General features: G+C 61.5%; 18 protein-coding genes. 10 read left to right on the top strand and 8 right to left on the bottom strand.

Translation table 11 applies throughout. From position 1 onward, the window contains the following. Positions 1–137: 137 nt before the first annotated feature. Positions 138–1049, bottom strand: coding sequence for a LysR family transcriptional regulator (locus DK870_RS12315; RefSeq protein ID WP_060753123.1), 912 nt, complete (start codon positions 1047–1049; stop codon positions 138–140). 174 nt (positions 1050–1223) lie between these two features. Here DK870_RS12315 and DK870_RS12320 point away from each other — a divergent pair, with 174 nt between their 5' ends. From DK870_RS12320 to DK870_RS12330, 3 genes are read left to right on the top strand one after another with little or no spacing between them, the layout of a single operon-like run. Further along, positions 1224–1964, top strand: coding sequence for a 5-oxoprolinase subunit PxpA (locus tag DK870_RS12320; RefSeq protein WP_161548736.1), 741 nt, complete (start codon positions 1224–1226; stop codon positions 1962–1964). Then, positions 1961–2665 (top strand): allophanate hydrolase subunit 1, encoded by a 705-nt coding sequence (locus DK870_RS12325; RefSeq protein ID WP_104995814.1) that lies wholly within the window; start codon positions 1961–1963, stop codon positions 2663–2665. Before DK870_RS12320 ends, DK870_RS12325 begins: the two co-directional genes overlap by 4 nt. Then, positions 2662–3576, top strand: coding sequence for a biotin-dependent carboxyltransferase family protein (locus tag DK870_RS12330; protein WP_161548737.1), 915 nt, complete (start codon positions 2662–2664; stop codon positions 3574–3576). The genes DK870_RS12325 and DK870_RS12330 overlap by 4 nt, the downstream gene beginning before the upstream one ends. Before the next feature lie 127 nt (positions 3577–3703). Here the strand turns inward: DK870_RS12330 and DK870_RS12335 are convergent, their stop codons facing one another. The 3 genes from DK870_RS12335 to DK870_RS12345 form a co-directional block, all read right to left on the bottom strand. Next, positions 3704–4882: a VWA domain-containing protein gene (locus tag DK870_RS12335; protein WP_161548738.1), complete on the bottom strand. Its 1179-nt coding sequence runs from the start codon at positions 4880–4882 to the stop codon at positions 3704–3706. Further along, entirely contained in the window at positions 4882–5727 is an 846-nt protein-coding gene (locus DK870_RS12340; RefSeq protein WP_060753128.1) for a MoxR family ATPase, read from the bottom strand. Before DK870_RS12340 ends, DK870_RS12335 begins: the two co-directional genes overlap by 1 nt. Before the next feature lie 99 nt (positions 5728–5826). Further along, complete coding sequence (locus DK870_RS12345; protein ID WP_161548739.1) at positions 5827–6900, bottom strand: DUF748 domain-containing protein; 1074 nt, start codon at positions 6898–6900, stop codon at positions 5827–5829. A gap of 125 nt (positions 6901–7025) precedes the next feature. On the opposite strand from DK870_RS12345, the gene cysK reads away from it, so the two are divergent. Both cysK and DK870_RS12355 read left to right on the top strand, forming a co-directional pair. Then, the gene (gene cysK, locus DK870_RS12350) at positions 7026–8000 is read left to right on the top strand and encodes a cysteine synthase A (RefSeq protein WP_161548740.1); all 975 of its coding nucleotides are present in this window, start codon (positions 7026–7028) and stop codon (positions 7998–8000) included. Positions 8001–8269: 269 nt separating this feature from the next. Continuing rightward, positions 8270–9205 carry an aspartyl/asparaginyl beta-hydroxylase domain-containing protein gene (locus DK870_RS12355; RefSeq protein ID WP_060753131.1) on the top strand — a complete coding sequence of 312 codons (936 nt, stop codon included), beginning with the start codon at positions 8270–8272 and terminating at the stop codon, positions 9203–9205. Between the two features lie 73 nt (positions 9206–9278). Here the strand turns inward: DK870_RS12355 and acnA are convergent, their stop codons facing one another. Then, complete coding sequence (gene acnA / locus DK870_RS12360) at positions 9279–12020, bottom strand: aconitate hydratase AcnA (RefSeq protein ID WP_161548741.1); 2742 nt, start codon at positions 12018–12020, stop codon at positions 9279–9281. 196 nt (positions 12021–12216) lie between these two features. On the opposite strand from acnA, the gene rlmM reads away from it, so the two are divergent. Next, complete coding sequence (rlmM, locus tag DK870_RS12365; protein WP_060753133.1) at positions 12217–13293, top strand: 23S rRNA (cytidine(2498)-2'-O)-methyltransferase RlmM; 1077 nt, start codon at positions 12217–12219, stop codon at positions 13291–13293. A 56-nt stretch (positions 13294–13349) separates the two neighbouring features. Continuing rightward, positions 13350–13601, top strand: a complete 252-nt coding sequence (gene tusA, locus DK870_RS12370) for a sulfurtransferase TusA (RefSeq protein WP_060753134.1) — start codon at positions 13350–13352, stop codon at positions 13599–13601. Between the two features lie 10 nt (positions 13602–13611). Here the strand turns inward: tusA and DK870_RS12375 are convergent, their stop codons facing one another. Then, on the bottom strand, positions 13612–15006 hold the full coding sequence (locus tag DK870_RS12375) for an MATE family efflux transporter (protein WP_161548742.1): 1395 nt from the start codon (positions 15004–15006) through the stop codon (positions 13612–13614). A gap of 254 nt (positions 15007–15260) precedes the next feature. On the opposite strand from DK870_RS12375, the gene pdxB reads away from it, so the two are divergent. Further along, a complete protein-coding gene (gene pdxB, locus DK870_RS12380; RefSeq protein WP_104995821.1) occupies positions 15261–16403 on the top strand; it encodes a 4-phosphoerythronate dehydrogenase PdxB in 1143 nt (380 codons plus the stop codon). A 68-nt stretch (positions 16404–16471) separates the two neighbouring features. Here the strand turns inward: pdxB and DK870_RS29340 are convergent, their stop codons facing one another. Then, positions 16472–16645, bottom strand: a complete 174-nt coding sequence (locus DK870_RS29340; protein WP_060753137.1) for a PA1571 family protein — start codon at positions 16643–16645, stop codon at positions 16472–16474. A gap of 253 nt (positions 16646–16898) precedes the next feature. On the opposite strand from DK870_RS29340, the gene DK870_RS12385 reads away from it, so the two are divergent. After that, on the top strand, positions 16899–18668 hold the full coding sequence (locus tag DK870_RS12385; protein ID WP_161548743.1) for an ABC transporter transmembrane domain-containing protein: 1770 nt from the start codon (positions 16899–16901) through the stop codon (positions 18666–18668). Positions 18669–18802: 134 nt separating this feature from the next. On the opposite strand, the gene DK870_RS12390 is transcribed toward DK870_RS12385, so the two are convergent. Then, entirely contained in the window at positions 18803–20731 is a 1929-nt protein-coding gene (locus DK870_RS12390; RefSeq protein ID WP_060753139.1) for a transglycosylase SLT domain-containing protein, read from the bottom strand. A 213-nt stretch (positions 20732–20944) separates the two neighbouring features. Between DK870_RS12390 and DK870_RS12395 the strand changes: the two genes are divergently transcribed. Further along, a complete protein-coding gene (locus tag DK870_RS12395) occupies positions 20945–22864 on the top strand; it encodes an ATP-binding cassette domain-containing protein (RefSeq protein ID WP_104995824.1) in 1920 nt (639 codons plus the stop codon). Positions 22865–22983 lie beyond the last annotated feature (119 nt).

The raw sequence follows: 22983 nt of genomic DNA on the forward strand, positions 1-22983 counted from the left end.
GGTCCTCCTGAAATACCGCGGCGTCTTTGTTGGGGCGGCTTTGCCACCCAGCGCGGGGCAAGCCCGCTCACTACAGAGCTTGGTCGCGGCAGGTTCTCTTGACTGACGAGCATTAGGGCTTGCCCCCTCCCACCGTTTCAGCTCAGGACCATCCGCTCCTCGCCGACTTCCTCGGCATAACGGGCCACGACTGTCTGGCACAACCCCACAATCTCCTCCACCAACTCCACTCCCACACGCCATGACACCACCACCTGCAAGTTCGGCAGTTTTTGCGTCATGGGCAACATCACCAATTCCCCCCGCGCCAATTCCTCGCTGACCAGCACCGGCGGCAGCGCCCCAATGCCGAAGCCATCGCGCAGCAAACGGGTAATCGCCGACACCGAATTCACACAGTTCATCCGTGGCGCGGCCACGCCGTTGGCCTGCATCAGGCTCAGCACGTCCTGATGCGGGTGGGAATTTTTCGAGTAGGTAATGATGCGCTCCTGGGCCAGTTCGGCGAGGGAAGCGTAGTCGCGGTGGTAAATCGAGTGGCTGGCGACGATCCAGGCCATGGGGTGGCTGGCCAGTTCCAGGCTGCGCACGGTTTCCAGGCGCAGCAGGTCGGTTTGCAGGATAAGATCGAGAAAGCCTTTTTGCAGCTGATCGCTGAGGTTCAATGCGGTATCGGCGATCAACTCGATTTCCACCAGCGGAAAATGATCCATCAGTTCCGCCACCAACGGGCTCAGCCAGGTGTGGATGACAGTGTCCATCACGCCGATCCGAATGCGCCCGACCTTGCTGCTGGTGGTTTCCAGGGACCGCTTCAGCTCTTGCATGGTCCCCATCATTTGCTCGGCGTAATCGAGCACCTTCAAGCCTTCCGGGGTCAGGCTCACGCCCCGTGAGTCGCGCAGCAACAGCTTCACACCCAGCTCGCTTTCCAACACCGCAATGCGGCTGGAAATCGAGGCCTGGGTCGTGAACAGCTTCTCGGCGGTCAGTCGAAAACTCTTGAGCTTGGCCACCCAGACGAAGGTTTCGAGGAACTTCAAATTCATGGGATCAACTTTTCTTATGCATGGATCGGTTTTTATTAGTTGGACGCCGCACCGGGCAAACGCCAAAAATCGAGCCATTCCACGATAAGCGTCGTTGGGGTATGAGGACAAGTTGCGAGTTCCGGGTAAAAAATCCCACACTACAAAAAAACAACGCCTACAGGAGCGCCCACCGTGAGCCGTCTGTTATTGAATTGCGATATCGGCGAAAGCTTCGGTAACTGGACCATGGGTCTGGATGCCGAGGTCATGCCGTTCATCGATTGCGCCAACGTGGCCTGCGGTTTTCATGCCGGCGACCCGAGCATCATGCGCAAGACCGTCAGCCTGGCTTTCAAGCATGGCGTGCAAGTCGGTGCACACCCGGCCTACCAGGACCTGCAAGGCTTCGGCCGTCGCTCCATGGCCTACACGGCCCAGGAGATCCAGGACCTGCTGCATTATCAGATCGGCGCTCTCGATGGCATTTGTCGCGCCCAGGGCGGACGGGTCAGCTACGTCAAACCCCATGGGGCGATGTACAACGACATGATGGCCAACCCTGCGCAACTGCGTGCAGTGATCCAGGCCGTGGCGGCTTATGGCGATTTGCCGCTGATGCTGCTGGCCACCCGCGACAACAGCGCGGCCCAGGCGCTGGGTGATGAATACGGTGTGATCCTGTGGTTTGAAGCGTTCGCCGACCGCGCCTACGACGCCAAGGGTCACCTGGTTTCCCGTCAATTGCCGGGGGCCGTGCATCACGACGCCGACACGATCTTGCAGCAGGCCCTGACCATTTCCCGTGGCACAGCCCTGACGGCCAGCGACGGCAGCGCCTTGATCTTGCAGGCCAACACCTTGTGCGTGCATGGCGATAACGCCAGTTCGATCGCTGCGGTACAACGCATCCGCGAGGCGTTGAAGTCAGCATGAAGCCACGCATTGAAGTGGTCGCCATTGACGGCTTGATGGTGCGTCTGTTCGACGTGATTGCCGAAGCCAATATGCCGTGGATGCTCGCCGCCACTCAGCGCTTGCGCGAGAGGTTCGGCGCGGCGCTGGTGGATCTGGTGCCGTCTTACACCACCTTGATGGTGCATTACGATCTCACGGCGCTCAGCCCGGCCCAGGCACGCGAGTTGATCGACCTTGCATTGACTGACCTGCAACCTCAGGTTCAGGGCAGCGGCCAAGCCCATGTGCTGCCGGTGTGGTACGACCTGAGCGTGGGCCCGGAGCTGACGTTGCTCAGCCGGCGCAGTGGCCTGGCGGTTGAGGAGGTGATCCGCCGTCACAGCGCCCATGAATATCAGGTGTTCGCCCTCGGCTTTGCCCCGGGGTTCGCGTTCATGGGGCTGGTCGATGAAATCCTCGCCACACCGCGCCTCAATACGCCGCGCAAACGCATCGCGGCGGGGAGCGTCGGCATCGCTGAACGGCAAACCGCCGCCTACCCGGTGATCTCTCCCGGCGGCTGGAACCTGATCGGGCGCACCCCGGCCAAACTCTTCGACCGCGAACGTGACGGCTACAGCCTGATGCAGCCCGGCGACACGGTGCGTTTCGAGCCGGTCGACCACGCCGAATTCATCAACCTGGGTGGCGACGACACGCCGTTGGAGGCGCAGGCATGAGCCACTTGTTGATCGAGGCCAGCACGCCGCTGTGCCTGTTGCAGGATGCGGGCCGCTTTGGTGTGCGCCACCTGGGCGTGACGCAGGGCGGGGCGCTGGATTGGGTCTCGATGTCCTGGGCCAATTGGCTGCTGGGCAATGCGCTGGATGCGCCGGTAGTGGAAATCACCTTGGGCGGCTTTACCCTGCAGGCCGAGGATTATTGCCTGCTGGCGTTGGCCGGGGCGGATCTGGGCGCGTATATCGATGAGCGCGCGATCAGCCCAGGCCGCAGTTTTATCCTGCAAAAGGGCCAGCGGCTGCGCTTTACCCAGCCGTTCAGTGGCGCCCGGGCTTACCTGGCGGCACCGGGCGGGTTCGATGCGCCGCCGGTGTTGGGCAGCTGCGCCACGGTCGTGCGCGAGGAGCTGGGCGGCCCGGACGGTTTCGGCAAGGCGTTGGCCCAAGGCGGTCGCCTGGCTTATTCCGGTGTCGGCGGGGCGATGAGGGTGTTGGCTGATCCGGCCTTGCCCCCCAAGGCGCCGCTGGAGGTGATCGTCGGTGCGCAGATCGGCCAGTTCAGCGGCCAAAGCCTGTTTGATGCGTTCAACAGCGAATGGATCCTCGACAGCCGCGCCGACCGCATGGGTATGCGCCTGCTGGGCACGCCGTTGCAGTACCAGGGGCCGTCATTGATTTCCGAAGGGATTCCGTTGGGGGCGATCCAGGTGCCGCCGGATGGGCAGCCGATTGTGTTGCTTAATGATCGACAGACGATTGGGGGGTATCCGCGCCTGGGTGCCTTGACGCCGTTGGCGCTGGCGCGATTGGCGCAGTGCCTGCCGGGGGATACGGTGAGGTTGACGCCGGTGGTGCAGGAGACTGCGCACCGGCAGCATGTCGACTTTTTACTGCGGCTGGCCACGGTCTAAAAGACACTGGGATCAAAATGTGGGAGGGGGCTTGCTCCCGATAGCAGTGTGTCAGTCAGCCCATCAGGTACTGAGCCACCGCCATCGGGAGCAAGCCCCCTCCCACATTGGATCTCAGGAGGCGTGTTTATTTGGAGAGAAAGCGCATGCCTTCTTCGAGCCCGCGCAGGGTCAGCGGATACATCTGGTCTTCCACCAACTCCCGCACAATCCCGGTCGACGCCGTATAGCCCCACGTGTCCTTCGGATACGGGTTGATCCAGATCAGCTTCTTGTACTTGGCCATGAAGCGCTGCATCCACATATACCCAGGCTCCTCGTTCCAGTGCTCGACGCTGCCACCGGCTTGCGTGATTTCGTAGGGCGCCATTGACGCGTCGCCGATGAAAATCACTTTGTAATCCGCGCCGTACTTGTGCAGCAGGTCTTGTGTGGACGTGCGTTCCGAGGTGCGACGCTGGTTGTTCTTCCACACCGACTCGTACACGAAGTTATGGAAGTAGAAGTACTCCAGGTGCTTGAACTCGGTCTTGCACGCGGAAAACAACTCTTCGCAGATCTTCACATGGGCGTCCATCGAGCCGCCGATATCGAACAGCAACAGCAGCTTGATGGTGTTGCGCCGCTCCGGACGCATCTGGATATTCAGCAGGCCGGCATCGCGGGCGGTGTGGTCGATGGTGCCGTCGATGTCCAGCTCTTCCGCCGCGCCTTGACGGGCGAACTTGCGCAGGCGGCGCAGCGCGATCTTGATGTTGCGCGTGCCCAGCTCGACCTGATCGTCGAGGTTCTTGTACTCGCGCTGGTCCCACACCTTTACGGCTTTGCCCTGGCGCTTGCCCGCATCGCCGACGCGGATACCTTCCGGGTTGTAACCACCGGAGCCGAATGGGCTGGTGCCGCCGGTGCCGATCCACTTGTTGCCGCCGGCGTGGCGTTCTTTCTGTTCTTCCAGGCGTTTCTTGAATTCCTCGATCAATTTGTCGAGGCCGCCCAGGGACTGGATCTGCGCGCGTTCCTCATCGGTCAGCGAGCGTTCGAACTCCTTGCGCAGCCAGTCTTCCGGGATCAGCGCCTGCAGATGGTCATCGAGTTTTTCCAGGCCGTTGAAGTAGGCACCGAAGGCGCGGTCGAACTTGTCGTAATGCCGTTCGTCCTTGACCAGAATCGCCCGGGCCAAGTAGTAAAACTCGTCCATGTCGGCGAAAGTCACCCGCTGTTTCAGGGCGTTGATCAGGTCGAGCAGCTCGCGTACCGACACCGGCACCTTGGCTGCACGCATCTCATTGAACAGGTTGAGCAACATTATCGATTACCGCGACGGCTCATGAAGGCCAGGCGTTCCAGCAACTGAACGTCCTGCTCGTTCTTCACCAGGGCGCCGGCCAGGGGCGGAATGGCCTTGGTCGGGTCGCGCTCGCGCAGCACGGCCTCGCCGATGTTGTCGGCCATCAGCAGTTTGAGCCAGTCGACCAGTTCGGAAGTGGAAGGTTTTTTCTTCAGGCCCGGGACTTTGCGCACATCGAAGAATACGTCCAGCGCTTCGCTGACCAGTTCTTTCTTGATATCGGGGTAGTGCACATCCACGATCTTTTGCAGGGTGGTGCGGTCGGGGAAGGCGATGTAATGGAAGAAGCAGCGGCGCAGGAAGGCGTCCGGCAGTTCTTTTTCGTTGTTGGAGGTAATGATGATGATCGGGCGTTTTTTGGCCTTGATGGTCTCGTCGATCTCGTAGACGTAGAACTCCATCTTGTCGAGTTCTTGCAACAGGTCGTTGGGGAACTCGATGTCGGCCTTGTCGATTTCATCGATCAGCAGGATGACGCGTTCTTCGGATTCGAAGGCTTCCCAGAGCTTGCCCTTCTTCAGGTAGTTGCGCACGTCGTGGACTTTATCCACGCCCAACTGCGAGTCGCGCAGGCGGCTGACCGCATCGTACTCGTACAGGCCCTGGTGGGCCTTGGTGGTGGATTTGATGTGCCAGGTGATCAGCTTGGCGCCGAAGGATTCGGCCAGTTGCTCGGCGAGCATGGTCTTGCCGGTGCCCGGTTCGCCCTTGACCAGCAAAGGGCGTTCCAAAGTAATGGCAGCGTTGACGGCCAGTTTCAAGTCGTCGGTGGCAACGTAGGCCTGGGTGCCTTCGAACTTCATCGGTCATTCCTCGAATTCATCTATGCCCGGACTATACCGCGCAGCCCCGGCGACTGTGAACGCAGGCGGATTATTCAGTCTCTGAATGACCGGTCACATTCAATTCGCCGAAGGTTTGGGTTGTTCATATCGCGCATTGAAGGCCTGGATGAAACCGTTACGCAAAATCGCCAAAAACGCGGAGAACGCGCTGATATTTTGCTGGTGCACGCTGCCGCTTAACTCTACGCGGGTGGCAAACTGGTTTTTGTTCTGGTTCTTCAATACGGTTTCGCTGGCGCCGACCACGGCTTCCCAGATCGAGCGAAAGATGTTCTTGTCCTTGTTCTCGACGTCCTGCTGCCAGTCGAACACCTCGACATCGCGCAGCAGCGGCTTGATATAGCCTTTCAACTGGCCTTTTTCGGCCTGGGCCTCGATCACCACATCGCCGGTGCCGGCCTTGAAGTCGAATTTGCCGTAGGCCGAGGCAAACTCGTTCATACGCTTGAGTTGCAGGTCTTTGGCGCGGAAACGGAATTCGAAATCTTCGAAATTGCTCAACGGGTCAAAGGTGGCGGAGGCTTCCAGCGGAGCCTGGCCCTGCAACAGGGCTTTGCCTTCGAAGCTGGCGTCACGCTTGCCCTGGACGTCGACCACATTGGTCAGGTTGTAGAAACTGGCGTTCACCGAACTGGCCTTGATATTCACCGGCGGCTTGGAGGTGAAGTTGTGGAAGGCGATCTTGCCGTCCTGAATGCGCACTTCGTTGAGCGTGATCGGCAACAGTTTGCCCAACTGTTCACGCCAGTCGGTGCCCTTACCGGTCTGCGAGGATTGCTGGTTGCCGCCGTCGACAAAATTCAGCTCCGGCTGGGAGAACTGCACCTCGGCCACCACGGCGTGGTCGTACCACAGCGAATGCCAGCTCACCGACAGATCGATCACCGGCGCCTTGACGAACGGCACCGGCACCTTGCCGTCGACCTTGACGATCTGCAAGCCGTTGATCCGGTACGCGCCGCGCCACAGCGCCACGTCCACATCAGTGACCTGGCCACGGTAATCGCCCATGTCGGCGAGCTTGTCATTGAGGTAATTGCGCACCAGATAGGGCAGGGCCAGGTCCAGGGCGATCAACAGCACCACCAGTACGGCGACGATCCATAGCAGCCCACTGTAGCGACGTTTCATAGTGAGGTTCTCCAACGGTATAGGCGATGGACCTTTGGCGTGGGCGCAACGTTCCTCTGACTGGACGCCTCGGATGACGAGGCATACCCTTGGGGCCATTGTTCAAATTGCTTTAAGGACCCGTCATGAGCCGCATCTTTGCAGACAACGCGCACTCCATCGGTAATACGCCCCTGGTACAGATCAACCGCATCGCACCGCGTGGCGTGACTATCCTGGCCAAGATCGAGGGGCGTAACCCGGGCTATTCGGTGAAGTGCCGCATTGGCGCGAATATGATCTGGGACGCCGAGAGCACCGGCAAACTCAAGCCGGGCATGACCATTGTCGAGCCGACATCCGGCAACACTGGCATTGGCCTGGCCTTTGTTGCCGCGGCCCGTGGCTACAAACTGCTGCTGACCATGCCGTCGTCCATGAGCATCGAACGCCGTAAGGTGCTCAAGGCGCTCGGCGCCGAACTGGTGCTGACCGAGCCGGCCAAAGGCATGAAGGGCGCCATCGAAAAAGCCGGCGAAATCGTTGCCAGCGATCCGTCCCAGTACTTTATGCCGGGCCAGTTCGAAAACCCGGCCAACCCGGCGATCCACGAAAAAACCACCGGCCCGGAAATCTGGAACGACACCGACGGCGCCGTGGATGTGCTCGTGGCAGGTGTGGGCACCGGCGGCACCATTACTGGCGTGTCGCGGTATATCAAGAAGACGGTCGGTAAGCCGATTGTGTCGGTGGCCGTCGAGCCGATCATCTCGCCGGTGATCACTCAGGCGCTGGCCGGGGAAGAGATCAAGCCCAGCCCGCATAAAATCCAGGGGATCGGCGCCGGTTTCGTGCCGAAAAACCTCGATTTGTCGATGGTCGACCGCGTCGAACTGGTGACCGACGATGAGTCCAAGGCCATGGCCCTGCGCCTGATGCAGGAGGAGGGGATCCTGTGCGGTATTTCCTGTGGCGCCGCCATGGCGGTGGCCGTACGCCTGGCCGAGAAACCGGAAATGCAGGGCAAGACCATCGTGGTGATCCTGCCGGACTCCGGTGAGCGCTACTTGTCGAGCATGCTGTTCAGTGATTTGTTTACCGAGCAAGAGAACCAGGCTTGATCGCCTGTAGTGAGCGGGCTTGCCCCGCGCTGGGGGGCGCAGCCGCCCCAACAAGGACGCCGCGGTGTTTTAGAAAGACCGAGGTGTCTGGATTTAGGGCGGCTTCGCCCCCCAGCGCGGGGCAAGCCCGCTCACTACAAGTCTTTATCCAAGGGGGTTGATGTAGGTCAGCCGGTCGACCTGGGCCTTCTGCATACTGGCTCAAGTGTTTATCATGGCCGGCTGCTACGTCTGCTGTTGGCCAGGCGCTTATTTCCAGGAGTTGCTGCATGACCTTTTCTTTGGCCGCCAAACTGTCGGTGCTGTCGCTTTTTATCGGCAGCATTCTGTACGTGCATTTGCGCGGCAAGGCGCGTTTGCCGGTGTTGCGTCAGTTCGTCAACCATTCGGCGCTGTTCGCCCCTTATAACGCCTTGATGTACCTGTTTTCGGCGGTGCCGTCCAAACCCTACCTGGACCGCAGCAAGTTCCCCGAACTGGATGTGCTCAAGGACAACTGGGAAGTGATCCGCGAAGAGGCCATGCACCTGTTCGACGAGGGTTACATCCGCGCCGCCGAAAAGAACAACGACGCCGGTTTCGGCTCGTTCTTCAAAAAGGGCTGGAAGCGTTTCTACCTCAAGTGGTACGACAAACCGCTGCCGTCGGCCGAGGCACTGTGCCCGAAAACCGTGGCGCTGGTGAGCAGCATCCCTAACGTCAAGGGCGCAATGTTCGCGCTGTTGCCGGGCGGCAGTCACCTGAACCCGCACCGCGACCCGTTTGCCGGTTCCCTGCGTTATCACCTGGGCCTGTCCACGCCGAACTCCGACGATTGCCGCATCTTTGTCGACGGCCAGATCTATGCCTGGCGCGACGGTGAAGACGTAATGTTCGACGAAACCTATGTGCACTGGGTGAAGAACGAAACCGAACAGACCCGCGTCATCCTGTTCTGCGACATCGAGCGCCCGCTGAGCAACCGCCTGATGACCCGCGTCAACCGTTGGGTCAGCAAGCAACTGGGCCGCGCCACCGCGCCGCAGAACCTGGATGACGAACGCGTAGGCGGGATCAACCAGGCCTATGCCTGGAGCAAGACCTTCAGCGACAAGTTCAGTGGTGTGGTCAAGCAGTGGAAGCGCAAGCATCCCAAGGCCTACCGTGTTGCACGGCCGGTGCTGGCTGTGGTGGTGCTGGTGTTGCTGTGGCGCTGGTTGTTCTGATCGCAACACAGTAAAAAAGTGGGAGGGGACAAGCCCCCTCCCACATTGGTTCTCCTTTGATTTGCCTGGTTTTCTACGAGGCGATCAACTGGCGCAGTACGTAGTGCAGGATGCCCCCGGCTTTGAAGTATTCGACTTCGTTCAGGGTATCAATCCGGCACAGCACTTCGACCTTCTCCGTACTGCCATCTTCCCGGGTAATCACCAGCGTCAGGTTCATTCGCGGCTCGATCTCGGCATGGGTCAGCCCAAGAATATCGATCGTCTCCCGGCCGCTCAGTTTGAGTGTCTTGCGGTTCTGATCCAGCTTGAACTGCAAGGGCAGCACGCCCATGCCCACCAGGTTGGAGCGGTGGATACGCTCGAAACTCTCGGCGATCACCGCCTTGACCCCCAACAGGTTGGTACCCTTGGCCGCCCAGTCTCGGCTGGAGCCGGTGCCGTATTCTTGCCCGGCAACCACCACCAGCGGCGTGCCCGCCGCCTGGTACTTCATCGCCGCATCGTAGATCGCCATCTTCTCGCCGGTGGGGATATACAACGTATTGCCGCCTTCCTCGCCGCCGAGCATTTCGTTGCGGATGCGGATATTGGCAAAGGTGCCGCGCATCATCACTTCATGGTTGCCCCGGCGTGAGCCGTAGGAGTTGAAGTCGCGCGGTTCCACGCCTTGCTCGCGCAGGTAGCGACCGGCGGGGCTGTCGGTCTTGATATTACCGGCAGGGGAGATGTGGTCGGTGGTCACCGAATCCCCCAGCAGGGCCAGCACCTTGGCGCCTTTGACGTCCTCGATCACCGGCAAAGGCCCGGCAATATCATCGAAGAACGGCGGGTGCTGGATGTAGGTGGAGTCCTTCTGCCACACGTAGGTCGCGGCCTGCGGTACTTCAATCGCTTGCCATTGCGCGTCCCCGGCAAACACCTCGGCATATTCCTTGTGGAACATGCCCGTGCTGACCTGGGCCACCGCGTCGGCGATTTCCTGGCTGCTTGGCCAGATGTCCTTGAGGTACACCGGCTTGCCATCCCGGTCGTTGCCCAACGGTTCGCGGCTGATATCGATGCGCACCGTACCGGCCAGGGCATACGCCACCACCAGCGGCGGTGAGGCCAGCCAGTTGGTTTTCACCAGCGGGTGTACGCGGCCTTCGAAGTTGCGGTTGCCGGACAGAACCGAAGCGACGGTGAGGTCGGCTTTCTGGATGGCCTTTTCAATCGGCTCGGGCAATGGGCCGGAGTTGCCGATGCAGGTGGTGCAGCCATAACCCACCAGGTCGAAGCCCAGTTTGTCCAGGTATTGAGTGAGGCCCGCCGCCTTGTAGTAGTCGGTGACCACCTTGGAGCCAGGCGCCAGGGAACTCTTGACCCAAGGTTTGCGGGTCAGGCCCTTTTCCACGGCCTTTTTCGCTACCAGCCCGGCCGCCATCATCACGCTGGGGTTGGAGGTGTTGGTGCAGGAGGTGATCGCCGCGATCACCACAGCGCCGTTTTTCAAGCGATAGGTCTGGCCAGCCTCTTCATAGTCGGTTTCGCCCACCAGGTCGGCATTGCCCACCGCGACGCCACCGCCGCCCTCGCTTTCCAGGCGGCCCTCTTCTTTGCTGGCGGGTTTGAACTGCAGGTCGAGGAAGTCGCTGAACGCCTGGCCCACATTGGGCAGCGAGACCCGGTCCTGCGGGCGTTTCGGCCCGGCGAGGCTGGCTTCGACGTCGCCCATGTCCAGTGCCAGGCTGTCGGTGAACACCGGCTCCTGGCCCGCATTGCGCCATAGGCCCTGGGCCTTGGTGTAGGCCTCCACCAGCTTGACGGTTTCGGTCGGGCGACCGGACAGGCGCAGGTAGTCCAGGGTCACTTCATCAACCGGGAAAAAACCGCAGGTGGCGCCATATTCCGGGGCCATGTTGGCGATGGTGGCGCGGTCCGCCAGAGGCAGGTCGGCCAGGCCGTCGCCATAGAACTCGACGAATTTACCCACTACGCCTTTTTTGCGCAGCATCTGGGTGACGGTCAGCACCAGGTCGGTAGCGGTGATGCCTTCCTTGAGCTTGCCGGTGAGCTTGAAGCCAATGACTTCCGGAATCAGCATCGACACCGGTTGGCCGAGCATCGCCGCTTCCGCTTCGATCCCGCCCACCCCCCAGCCGAGTACACCCAGGCCGTTGATCATGGTGGTGTGGGAATCGGTGCCCACCAGTGTGTCGGGGAATGCGTAGGTGCGGCCGTCTTCGTCCTTGGTCCATACGGTGCGGCCCAGGTATTCGAGGTTGACCTGGTGGCAGATGCCGGTGCCGGGCGGTACCACACTGAAATTGTCAAAGGCGCTCTGGCCCCAGCGCAGGAAGGCGTAGCGTTCGCCGTTGCGCTGCATTTCAATGTCGACGTTCTGCTCGAACGCGCTGGTGCTGCCGAACTTGTCGACCATCACCGAGTGGTCGATCACCAGGTCCACCGGGGAGAGCGGGTTGATGCGCTGCGGGTCGCCCCCGGCCTTGGCCACGGCGGCGCGCATGGCGGCCAGGTCGACCACGGCGGGTACGCCGGTGAAGTCCTGCATCAGCACCCGTGCGGGGCGGTATTGGATCTCGCGGTCGGACCGGCGCTCTTTGAGCCAGGCGGCGATGGCCTTGAGGTCGGCACCGGTGACGGTCTTGGCGTCTTCCCAGCGCAGCAGGTTTTCCAGCAGCACCTTGAGCGACATCGGCAACGTGTCCAGGTCACCCAGGCTCTTGGCGGCTTCGGGCAGGCTGAAGTAGTGGTAGGTCTTGCTGTCTATTTCCAGTGTTTTAAGGGTTCTCAGGCTATCAAGGGATGACATTACGTGACTCCTTATGGTCCGCACGGCTACGGACCTGACGGGACGAACAGAGCCTTACACGTTAGCCCTGTTTTCATTAGCAGGCTAATAACTGGACTCTATCGCTAAGTCCAAGGTTCAGAACTCCGTTATCATGCGCGGGTTTTCATGACAGGTATTGCGATAGCGCAAGCCGGTCGATTCACCAGGAGAGTTGATGAACACCCTTTTTATGCACTGCCGCCCGGGTTTTGAAGGCGAAGTCTGTTCCGAGATCGCGGAGCACGCCGCGCGCCTGAACGTTTCCGGCTACGCCAAGGCCAAGACCGGCAGCGCCTGCGCCGAATTTGTCTGCACCGAAGAAGACGGCGCCCAGCGCCTGATGCACGGCCAGCGTTTTGCCGAGTTGATCTTCCCAAGGCAGTGGGCGCGCGGGGTGTTTATCGACTTGCCGGAAACGGATCGCATCAGCGTGATCCTCGCGCACCTGCAAGGCTTCCCGGTGTGCGGCAGCCTGTGGCTGGAAATGGTCGACACCAACGACGGCAAAGAGCTGTCGAATTTCTGCAAGAAATTCGAAGTGCACCTGCGCAAAGCCTTGTTGAACGCCGGCAAGCTGGTGGACGACCCGAGCAAGCCGCGCCTGCTGCTGACCTTCAAGAGTGGCCGTGAGGTGTTCATGGGCCTGGCCGAGTCGAATAATTCGGCGATGTGGCCGATGGGTATCCCCCGCCTGAAGTTCCCCCGCGAAGCGCCGAGCCGCTCGACGTTGAAACTGGAAGAGGCGTGGCACCACTTTATCCCCCGCGAGCAGTGGGACGAGCGGCTGCACAGCGACATGACCGGCGTCGACCTGGGCGCAGCACCGGGCGGCTGGACCTGGCAACTGGTCAACCGCGGCATGCTGGTGACCGCCATCGATAACGGCCCCATGGCCGAAAGCCTGATGGACACCGGCCTGGTGCAGCATTTGATGGCCGACGGCTTCACCTTCGTGCCCAAGCAGCCGGTGGACTGGATGGTCTGCGACATCGTTGAAAAGCCTGCACGTAATGCGGCGCTGCTGGAAACCTGGATCGGCGAGGGGCATTGCCGTGAGGCGGTGGTGAACCTCAAGTTGCCGATGAAGCAGCGCTATGCCGAAGTCAAGCGCTTGCTGGAGCGTATCGAGGAAGGCTTCAAGGCGCGCGGCATTCGCGTGGAGATCGGCTGCAAACAGCTGTATCACGATCGTGAAGAAGTGACTTGCCACTTGCGTCGGCTGGAAACTGCGAAGAAACCCAAGACCCGCTGAAGAATTGAACTGACCACAAAACCCCTGTGGGAGCGGTGCCGTTTCAGGAGTGATGTATGAACCAACCCCTCGATTTGCCTGTAGACGCAGTGCTCGATGCAACGGGCCTCAACTGCCCGGAGCCGGTGATGATGCTGCACCAACACATCCGTGACCTGCCGCCGGGCGGCTTGCTCAAGGTGATCGCGACCGACCCGTCGACCCGCCGCGATATTCCCAAGTTCTGCGTGTTCCTTGACCACGAACTGGTGGATCAGCAGGAGCAGGCCGGTACGTACCTGTATTGGATTCGCAAGAACGCTTCCTGAATTTGCGTTCCTAGCTATACGCCTTGTGCGCACGGATGCGCCGGCGTGCGCTGCGCGCCAGGCGTACCAGCAGCATCCCCGCCGCACAGCTCAAGCCCACGATCAGCCCTTGCCACAAGCCGCTTGGGCCGCTGGGCGCGCCGAGCCAGTCGGTCAGGCCCAGGGCGTAGCCCACCGGCAGGCCCACGCCCCAATAGGCGAACAACGTCAGCACCATGGTCACCCGGGTATCCTGGTAACCACGCAGCGCGCCGGCGGCGGTGACCTGGACCGAGTCGGAGAACTGGAACAGCGCCGAAAACACGATCAGCGTCGAGGCCAGGTGGATCACGACCGGGTCGGGGGTGTAGATCGTCGCAATCTGTTCGCGGAACACCAGCATCAGGCCGCAGGACAAGCAGGCGTACGCCAACGCCGTACCCATGCCGACCCCGGCGGCAAAGCGCGCTTCACGGGGTTCGCCACGGCCCAGGGCCTGGCCGACGCGTACGGTGATCGCCATGCTCAGGGAATAAGGAATCATGAACACCAGGGAGCTGACGTTCAGCGCGATCTGGTGACCCGAGACCACGGTAGCGCCCAGGCTGCCGATCAGCAGGGCGATCACCGCGAAGATGCTCGACTCGGCAAAGATCGCGACGCCGATGGGCAGGCCGATGCCCAGCACGCGCTTGATCACCGACCACTGGGGCCAGTCGAAACGCTTGAACAGCTCGCTGCTCTGATAGGCCGGCCCCCAGCGGGTCCAGGCGGCCAGGCCGAGCATCATCACCCACATCGCAATCGCCGTGGCCCAACCGCAGCCCGCGCCGCCCATGGCCGGTACGCCCAGGTGGCCGTAGATGAAGATGTAATTCAGGGGAATGTTCAGCGCCAACCCACACAGGCCCATGACCATGCTTGGCCGCGTGCGGCCCAGGCCGTCACTGAAGCAGCGCAACACGTAATAGAACGCGACAGCCGGCATGCCTGCGGCAATACCGTGCAGGTAGCCCATGGAGGGTTCGATCAGGTCGGGCTCGACCTTCATGGCATGCAGGATGGGTTCGGCGCAGAGCAGCAACAACGCGGCACTGATCCCGACCACCAGCGCCAGCCACAGGGCTTGGCGCACCAGTGGGCCGATCTCGCTGAACTGGCCGGCGCCGTAGCGCTGGGCGACTTTCGGCGTGGTGGCCAGCAGGGTGCCGGTCATCAGCAGATACACCGGAATCCAGATCGAATTGCCCAGGCCCACCGCGGCCAGATCCTGCGGGCTGACGCGCCCGGCCATCACGGCGTCGACAAAGCTCATCGCCGTGGTTGCCAGTTGGCCGATCATGATCGGCAGGGCGAGGGTCAGCAGGCCGCGCACTTCCCGACTGATACGGGCGGGGCGGGTGAGGGGGGGGGTGGCAGTGTTCACGTGCGGGGGTGTCCAATCGGGAAGCGAAGTGCAAGGACGGCGGATTCTACGCTTTGACGCATTGGCCAGGAAAAAACCTGTGTTAGCGATTTGTAAGCGTCCTCCCCCAACACCGCGAATCCAAGTGGGAGGGGGCTTGCTCCCGATAGCGGCGGTTCAGAGACAAATGTGCAACTGACTACCGCTATCGGGAGCAAGCCCCTCCCACCGGGAATGCGCGCTGTTACACTGCGGGTCCGCGAAAGGAGCCTGCCATGCTGATTGTTGCCGACGAAAATATCCCGCTGCTCGATGCCTTCTTCGAAGGGTTTGGCGAAATTCGCCGGGTGCCCGGTCGCTCCATCGACCGCGCCACGGTCGAGCAGGCCGATGTGCTGCTGGTGCGTTCGGTGACCCACGTCAACCGAGCCTTGCTGGAGGGGACAGCGGTGCGGTTTGTCGGAACCTGCACCATCGGCACCGATCACCTGGACCTGGAATACTTCACGCAGGCCGGCATTGCCTGGTCCAGCGCCCCCGGCTGCAATGCGCGGGGTGTGGTGGATTATGTGCTGGGCAGCTTGCACACCCTGGCTGAAATCGAGGGGGCCGACCTCAAGCAGCGCACCTACGGCGTGGTGGGCGCGGGTGAAGTGGGCGGGCGCCTGGTCAAGGTGCTCAAGGGCCTGGGCTGGGATGTGCGGGTGTGCGACCCGCCGCGCCAGATCGCCGAAGACGGTGATTACGTCAGCCTGGAGCAGATCATCGAACAATGCGATGTGATCAGCCTGCATACGCCGCTGACTCAATCCGGCAATGGTTCCACCTGGCATCTGTTTGATCGCGAGCGTCTGAATCGTCTCAAGCCCGGCACCTGGCTGATCAATGCCAGCCGGGGGCCGGTGGTCGACAACGCAGCCCTGCGCGAGGTGTTGCTGGCTCGCGAAGACCTGCAAGCGGTGCTGGACGTGTGGGAAGGCGAGCCGCAGGTGGATGTCGACCTGGCTGACCTGTGCGTGCTGGCCACGCCGCATATTGCCGGTTACAGCCTGGACGGCAAGCAACGTGGGACGGCGCAGATCTATCAAGCGCTCTGTGCGCATCTGGGCCAGCCGGCCAGCATTCAATTGAGCGACCTGCTGCCGGCGCCGTGGCTGGCCGAGGTGCACCTGAATGCCTCGACCGACCCGGCCTGGGCGCTGGCGACCTTGTGCCGCAGCGTGTATGACCCGCGCCGCGATGATGCGGATTTTCGCCGCAGCCTCGTAGGCAGCGAGCAAGAGCAGCGCAAGGCTTTCGACCTGCTGCGCAAGCACTATCCGGAGCGCCGCGAGATCGATGGCCTGCGCGTGCGGATCAACGGCGAATCGCCAGCCTTGTCGAGCATCGTGTCCGCCTTGGGCGCGGTAACGATCTAGCACCCAATAAACGAGCACACAATAAAAAACCCGGCCATCGAGGCCGGGTTTGAAAGAGCGTGGGCGCTTCAGCCTTGCTGGGCAGGTTTGACCAGTCGCTGTTCCAGCTCGTGACACGCTTGCTGGATCATCTCTTCGGTAATCTGAACCTCGCGGCCCTTGGCGTCGATGTACGAGCAAGGCAACTGCTGCGGTTGGCGGATTACGTTAATTTTGGCATCGCTGCTGTTTTGCAAGGTCATGGCCTGTCTCCTCATCAGGTTGTGTACCTAGTTTAATTTCTCCGCGTGACCGAGCTATTACAACTCCTTGCAAAGTCACGGTGCGGGTATCCAGTCCACCAGAAACCGATACATATTTCCAGCCGTGCTTTAGACCGATAGCCTCTAGCAGCCTGTATCGGCGGGCATAAATAACCTGACTCATTGTTATTTACACAAGTTCCCCCAATGTTGCTGCACAGACCTCTCTTTCTTGGCGCAGGTGAAACCCTCCATGTTCTCAGTCCGTCAACGTCATGCGATTCGCTTGGCCAGCCGTTTTATTGCGCCCTATCGCTGGCAGGCGCTGGGAGCCTTGTTGGCGCTGATTGTCACGGCGGGTATCACCTTGTCGATGGGGCAGGGCATCCGTCTGTTGGTAGACCGAGGGTTCATGACCCAGTCACCGCACCTGCTCAACCAGTCCATCGGGCTGTTCATGGTGCTGGTGCTGGGCCTGGCCGTAGGCACCTTTACCCGGTTCTACCTGGTCTCGTGGATTGGCGAGCGGGTGGTGGCGGACATCCGTCGGCAGGTGTTCAACCACCTGATCTATCTGCATCCGGGGTTCTATGAAAACAATCGCAGTTCGGAAATCCAGTCACGGCTGACCACCGACACCACGCTGCTGCAATCGGTGATCGGCTCGTCCTTGTCGTTGTTCCTGCGTAACGGATTGATGGTCATCGGCGGCATCGTTTTGTTGTTTGTCACCAACCCCAAGCTGACCAGTATTGTGGTGGTGGCCTTGCCGCTGGTGCTGGCGCCGATCCTGATTTTCGGTCGCCGCGTGCGCAGCCTCTCGCGCCTGAGCCAGGACCGTATCGCCGATGTGGGCAGCTACGTGTCCGAGACCCTCGGCCAGATCAAGACCGTGCAAGCCTACAACCACCAGGTGCAGGACGAACAACGCTTCGCCGTGACCGTGGAAGACGCGTTTGCCACGGCGCGCAAGCGCATCGCCCAACGGGCCTGGCTGATTACGCTGGTGATCATGCTGGTGCTGGGCGCCGTGGGGGTGATGCTGTGGGTGGGTGGCATGGACGTGATCAGCGGGCGCATTTCCGGCGGTGAACTGGCGGCGTTTGTGTTCTATAGCTTGATCGTCGGCAGTGCCGTAGGCACTTTGAGTGAGGTGCTGGGGGAATTGCAGCGCGCTGCGGGGGCCGCTGAGCGTATCGGCGAGCTATTGCAGTCGAGCAACGAGATCCAGGCACCGGCCACTGGCACGCTGCAGTTGCCGGAGCGGGTCAGCGGGCGTATGGAATTGCAGGACCTGCATTTTTCCTACCCGTCGCGGCCAGACCGCTATGCCATCGATGGCCTGAGCCTCACGATCAACCCTGGCGAAACCCTCGCCCTGGTGGGGCCGTCCGGGGCGGGTAAATCGACGATTTTCGACCTGTTGCTGCGCTTCTACGATCCACAACAAGGCCGCATCCTGTTGGAAGGCCACCCGCTGACCGATCTCGACCCCATGGACCTGCGTCGGCATTTTGCCCTGGTATCCCAGAGCCCGGCGCTGTTTTTCGGCAGCGTCGAAGAAAACATCCGCTACGGCAACCCGTCCGCCACGCGTGAGCAGGTCGAAGCCGCCGCGCGCATTGCCCACGCCCACGACTTTATCCTGCAAATGCCCGACGGCTACCAGACCCACCTCGGCGACGGCGGCATGGGCCTTTCCGGCGGTCAACGCCAACGCCTGGCCATCGCGCGTGCATTGCTGGTAGATGCGCCCATCCTGCTGTTGGACGAGGCCACCAGCGCCCTGGATGCCCAGAGCGAGCATTTGATCCAGCAGGCGCTGCCGCAGTTGATGCAAGGGCGCACCACGCTGGTGATTGCGCATCGATTGGCAACCGTCAAGAACGCGGATCGGATCGCAGTCATGGATCAAGGCAAATTGATCGCGGTCGGCACGCACCAGCAGTTGATTGCGATCAACCCGCTGTATGCGCGATTGGCCGCTTTGCAGTTCAGTGATGGGAAGGAAGGCGACAAGTAGTGAGCGGGCTTGCCCCGCGCTGGGGGGCGCAGCCGCCCCAAAGCCAGGCACCTCGGTATTCCTGAAACACCGTGGTGTCCTGGTTGGGGCGGCTGCGCCACCCAGCGCGGGGCAAGCCCGCTCACTACAAGTTGTTACTGATCGTCGAAGTAGCGCTCATGCCAATCCACCAGCGGTTGGGGGGAATTGAGCTTTTGCCCGTAGATCACCGAATAAGACAGGACGTTCTGCACATACTGGCGGGTTTCGTCGAAAGGAATGCTTTCAACCCACACATCGAAGCTCAGGTGGTCCGCCCCGCGCAGCCATTGGCGTACACGGCCGGGGCCGGCGTTGTAGGCGGCAGAGGCGAGGACGCGGTTGCCGCTGAACTGGCTGTGCACCTGGCTCAGGTAGGCGGCGCCGAGCTGGATGTTCTTGTCCGGGTCGAGCACCTGGGCCGGGGAGGCCAGCGGGATGCTGAACTTGCGTGCGGTTTCCTTGGCGGTGCCAGGCATCAGTTGCATCAGGCCGCTGGCGCCGACGCCGGAGCGGGCGTCGTCCATGAAGGCGCTTTCCTGGCGGGTGATAGCGAACACCCAGCTTGAATGCAGTCCACGCACCTTGGCCTCGCGCACCAGGGTGTCGCGGTGCGCCATCGGGAAGCGGATATCCAGGTCGTCCCAGTATTGCGCCTGGCTGATGGTACGGATTGCCGGGAAATACCACTTCATGTCGTAGGCCAGCTTGGCCTGGGCCACCATCTCGTCACGGTTGAAGTGACGGCTGACGTGGTACCACTCGCGGCGGCCATCCACCACCTGGCCCCGCGCATAGAACTCCAGGGCACGACGCACGCCGGGGGTGTTGCGCACTTTGTTCATCAGTGCCTGGCTCATGACCAGTGGCTTGTTGGTCAGCTGGTAGGGCGCTTTGGAGCGATCGGCGGCGAGGAACCCGTAGAAGTCCCGTTCCTTGGCCACGTTTTTGTACAGCACCAGCGCCTGTGGGTTTTTCGGTTCGGCCAGTTCCAGGCTGCGCGCCTGCCAGTAGCGCCAGCGGTTGGTGGTCGCCAGGTCTTGCGGGAGTTTGCGGGTGAGCTGGTAGGCTTCTTCCCAGCGAGCCAGGCGCAGCAACAGGCGCAGGCGCCATTCGGAGACGGTATTGTCACGCAGCTCCGGATCGTACTGGGTCATCACGTCCAGCGCGCGCGGGTCGTAGCGGCGCGCCAGGGTCAGGCCGATTTCGCGGGCGATCGACACTTTTTCGTCACGGGAGAAGTGCATGCTGCTGGCGTAGCCGTCGAGCAGGGCCATGGCCTTGTCCGGGTCCTGGCGCGCCAGGCGGCGCAGGCCCAGGCCAACTGCATCGGACATGGCTTCGGTGGCCGGCAGGAAGCGCGACGGGTCGCCGAGCATGTCAGGCTTTTGCGCGACATCCACCATCAAGCGGCCTTGGGCGCCGAGGGTCGGCAAGGTTTTCACCAGGCTGTTGGCCAGTGCGTAGTTGCGCGCTTCGGCGGCGAGTTTGGCGCGGTCCCAGATCTTTTTCTCGGTGAGCTGGCCGTCGGCCGCCCATTGACCGAAGGTGGCGTCGCAGGCGGTGGGTTGTGTCTTGCCGGTCATCCACAGCTTCTCGGTGGTCTTGTAGCCTTCAGCTTTCAGGTTGTGGGTGAGCTGATATTGACCGTGCAGGCAGTCCAGTTCGACGAAGTTGAGCTTGGGGTCGTAGTACTTTTCAAAGGTCTGCCAGTCGCCACGGTCGGCCAGCCAGCGCAACCAGCGCAACTTCATCCAGTTGGCCTGGGGCAGGTCGCCGTTTTTGGCGAGGAATTGTTCGATTTCCTCGTTGCTCGCGGTTTTCAGGCGCGCGGTCAGCTCGTCGTAGGCCAGGTACGGCGTAAGCGGGTAGTCGGCCAGGGCCTGGCTGTATTGCATGTAGGGGCCGCTGTCGCCTTTGGCCAGGGCGCGCTTGGCTTCATCGTAATATTGACGTTGGGTGGTGAGATCCACGGCCTGGGCGGATTGAACGGCGGTGGCGGAAAGAAGCAGACAAGATAAAAAGCTGAAAAGGCGGCTGCGCATGAGACGTCCGTGCAGAGAAATCACGAATAGCGCCGGCACCGCCGACACTGACTGCCCCTAGCTTAGCCTTTTGCCCGCAGCCGGTGAAAGCTTTGCGGCCCGCTTGATCCAAGTTAGACGCAAATGTCCTGTAGAACCTGTTCATAGCGAAAATGCCGGCCGCATCCCACCCGCAACTCAGGTAGAATGCGCGCCCAGTTTTTGGAGAAGCTCATGACCCTGCTCAAATTCAGCGATGTGTCCCTTGCTTTCGGCGCTATGCCGTTGTTGGACAAGGTGTCCTGGCAGATCGCCCGTGGTGAGCGGGTGTGCATCATCGGCCGCAATGGCACCGGCAAGTCCAGCATGATGAAGCTGGTAAAAGGCGATCAGAAACCCGATGACGGCGCCGTATGGCGCGCGCCGGGCCTCAAGATTGGCGAGCTGCCGCAGGAATTGCCGGTAGCCGACGGACGGACAGTGTTCGATGTGGTTGCCGAGGGTCTGGACGGCGTCGGCGCATTGCTCGCCGAATACCATCACCTGGCGCAGAACTGCGTGACCGATGCCGATCTGGACAAGCTGATGCACGTCCAGCAAGACCTCGAAGCCCGCGATGGCTGGCGCCTGCAACAGTTGGTGGATAGCACCCTGAGCCGCCTGCAATTGCCTGCTGACAAGACCCTGGCCGAGTTGTCCGGCGGCTGGCGTCGCCGTGTGCTGCTGGCCCAGGCATTGGTATCCGAGCCGGACCTGTTGCTGCTCGACGAGCCGACCAACCACCTGGACATCGGCGCGATCGCCTGGCTGGAAGAAGCCATCAAGGACTTCCAGGGGGCTGTGCTGTTTATCACGCACGACCGTGCCTTCCTGCAGAGCCTGGCGACGCGCATCCTCGAACTGGACCGTGGTGGCCTGATCGACTGGAACGGCGACTACGCCAGCTTCCTGGTGCACAAGGAAGCCGCGCTGGCCGCTGAAGAAACCGCCAATGCGCTGTTCGACAAGAAGCTGGCCCAGGAAGAAGTCTGGATCCGCCAGGGTATCAAGGCGCGCCGCACCCGTAACGAAGGCCGCGTACGCGCCCTGAAAGCTCTGCGCGTGGAACGCAGCGAACGTCGCGAGCGCACCGGCAAGGCCAATATCCAGCTGGATACCGCCGAAAAGTCGGGCAAGCAAGTGATGGTGCTGGAAAACGTCAGCTTCCATCACCCGGACGGTCCGTTCCTGATCAAGGACTTCTCCATGGTCTTGCAGCGCGGCGATCGTATCGGCCTGCTGGGCGCCAACGGCACCGGCAAGACCACGTTGCTCAAGCTGATGCTCAGCGGCCTGCAGCCCACCAGCGGCAAGGTGGAGGAGGGCACCAAGATCGACGTGGCCTACTTCGACCAGTTGCGCCATCAGTTGGACCTTGAAAAAACCGTGATCGACAACGTTGCCGAAGGTCGCGACTTTATCGATATCGACGGCCAGAGCCGCCATGTGCTCAGCTACCTGGGCGACTTCCTGTTCAGCCCGCAGCGTGCACGCACGCCGGTCAAAGCCTTGTCCGGCGGGGAACGTGCGCGCCTGCTGCTGGCCAAGCTGTTCAGCAAGCCGGCCAACCTGCTGGTGCTCGACGAACCGACCAACGACCTCGATGTGGAAACCCTCGAGTTGCTCGAAGAGGTCTTGCTGACCTTCAACGGCACGGTGCTGATGGTCAGCCACGACCGGGCATTCCTCGACAACGTGGTCACCAGTACCCTGGTCTTCGAAGGTGAAGGCAAGGTGCGTGAATATGTGGGTGGTTACCAGGACTGGCTGCGTCAGGGCGGCTCGCCGCGCTTGCTGGGTGTGACCGAGAGCAAGTCCGGCAAGGCCGACCTGAACTCGGCGGTCGTCGCCCCGGCTGCCGCTGCGGCACCGGTTGAGCCGGCGGCACCGGTTGGCAAGAAGAAACTCAGCTACAAGCTGCAGCGCGAACTGGAAGCCTTGCCGGGTGATATCGACGCCAAGGAACAGCAGATTGCCGCGGTGGAAGCGGAAATGGCTGACGCGGGTTTCTACCTGCGCCCTGCGGCTGAAACCGCCAAGGTCATCGCTTCCCTGGAGACATTGAACCAGGAGCTGGAAGTGCTGATGGAGCGTTGGGCTGAGCTGGATGCCTGAGTGATTCCAGTGCATTGAAAAACCCGGTGCTCATCTGATGAGCACCGGGTTTTTCATATGAGAATGCAGTTTAAATGTGGGAGGGGGCTTGCCCCCGATAGCAGTCTGTCAGTCGATAC

The organism is Pseudomonas sp. Q1, from assembly GCF_009935975.1.
Taxonomy (GTDB): Bacteria; Pseudomonadota; Gammaproteobacteria; order Pseudomonadales; family Pseudomonadaceae; genus Aquipseudomonas; species Aquipseudomonas palleroniana.

What these genes read in the sequence shown, in the direction of transcription:
- DK870_RS12315 (WP_060753123.1), bottom strand. Translation starts at nt 1,049, where the DNA reads ATGAATTTGAAGTTCCTCGAAACCTTCGTCTGGGTGGCCAAGCTCAAG.
- DK870_RS12325 (WP_104995814.1), top strand. Translation starts at nt 1,961, where the DNA reads ATGAAGCCACGCATTGAAGTGGTCGCCATTGACGGCTTGATGGTGCGT.
- DK870_RS12330 (WP_161548737.1), top strand. Translation starts at nt 2,662, where the DNA reads ATGAGCCACTTGTTGATCGAGGCCAGCACGCCGCTGTGCCTGTTGCAG.
- DK870_RS12335 (WP_161548738.1), bottom strand. Translation starts at nt 4,882, where the DNA reads ATGTTGCTCAACCTGTTCAATGAGATGCGTGCAGCCAAGGTGCCGGTG.
- DK870_RS12340 (WP_060753128.1), bottom strand. Translation starts at nt 5,727, where the DNA reads ATGAAGTTCGAAGGCACCCAGGCCTACGTTGCCACCGACGACTTGAAA.
- DK870_RS12345 (WP_161548739.1), bottom strand. Translation starts at nt 6,900, where the DNA reads ATGAAACGTCGCTACAGTGGGCTGCTATGGATCGTCGCCGTACTGGTG.
- cysK (WP_161548740.1), top strand. Translation starts at nt 7,026, where the DNA reads ATGAGCCGCATCTTTGCAGACAACGCGCACTCCATCGGTAATACGCCC.
- DK870_RS12355 (WP_060753131.1), top strand. Translation starts at nt 8,270, where the DNA reads ATGACCTTTTCTTTGGCCGCCAAACTGTCGGTGCTGTCGCTTTTTATC.
- acnA (WP_161548741.1), bottom strand. Translation starts at nt 12,020, where the DNA reads ATGTCATCCCTTGATAGCCTGAGAACCCTTAAAACACTGGAAATAGAC.
- rlmM (WP_060753133.1), top strand. Translation starts at nt 12,217, where the DNA reads ATGAACACCCTTTTTATGCACTGCCGCCCGGGTTTTGAAGGCGAAGTC.
- tusA (WP_060753134.1), top strand. Translation starts at nt 13,350, where the DNA reads ATGAACCAACCCCTCGATTTGCCTGTAGACGCAGTGCTCGATGCAACG.
- pdxB (WP_104995821.1), top strand. Translation starts at nt 15,261, where the DNA reads ATGCTGATTGTTGCCGACGAAAATATCCCGCTGCTCGATGCCTTCTTC.
- DK870_RS29340 (WP_060753137.1), bottom strand. Translation starts at nt 16,645, where the DNA reads ATGACCTTGCAAAACAGCAGCGATGCCAAAATTAACGTAATCCGCCAA.
- DK870_RS12385 (WP_161548743.1), top strand. Translation starts at nt 16,899, where the DNA reads ATGTTCTCAGTCCGTCAACGTCATGCGATTCGCTTGGCCAGCCGTTTT.
- DK870_RS12390 (WP_060753139.1), bottom strand. Translation starts at nt 20,731, where the DNA reads ATGCGCAGCCGCCTTTTCAGCTTTTTATCTTGTCTGCTTCTTTCCGCC.
- DK870_RS12395 (WP_104995824.1), top strand. Translation starts at nt 20,945, where the DNA reads ATGACCCTGCTCAAATTCAGCGATGTGTCCCTTGCTTTCGGCGCTATG.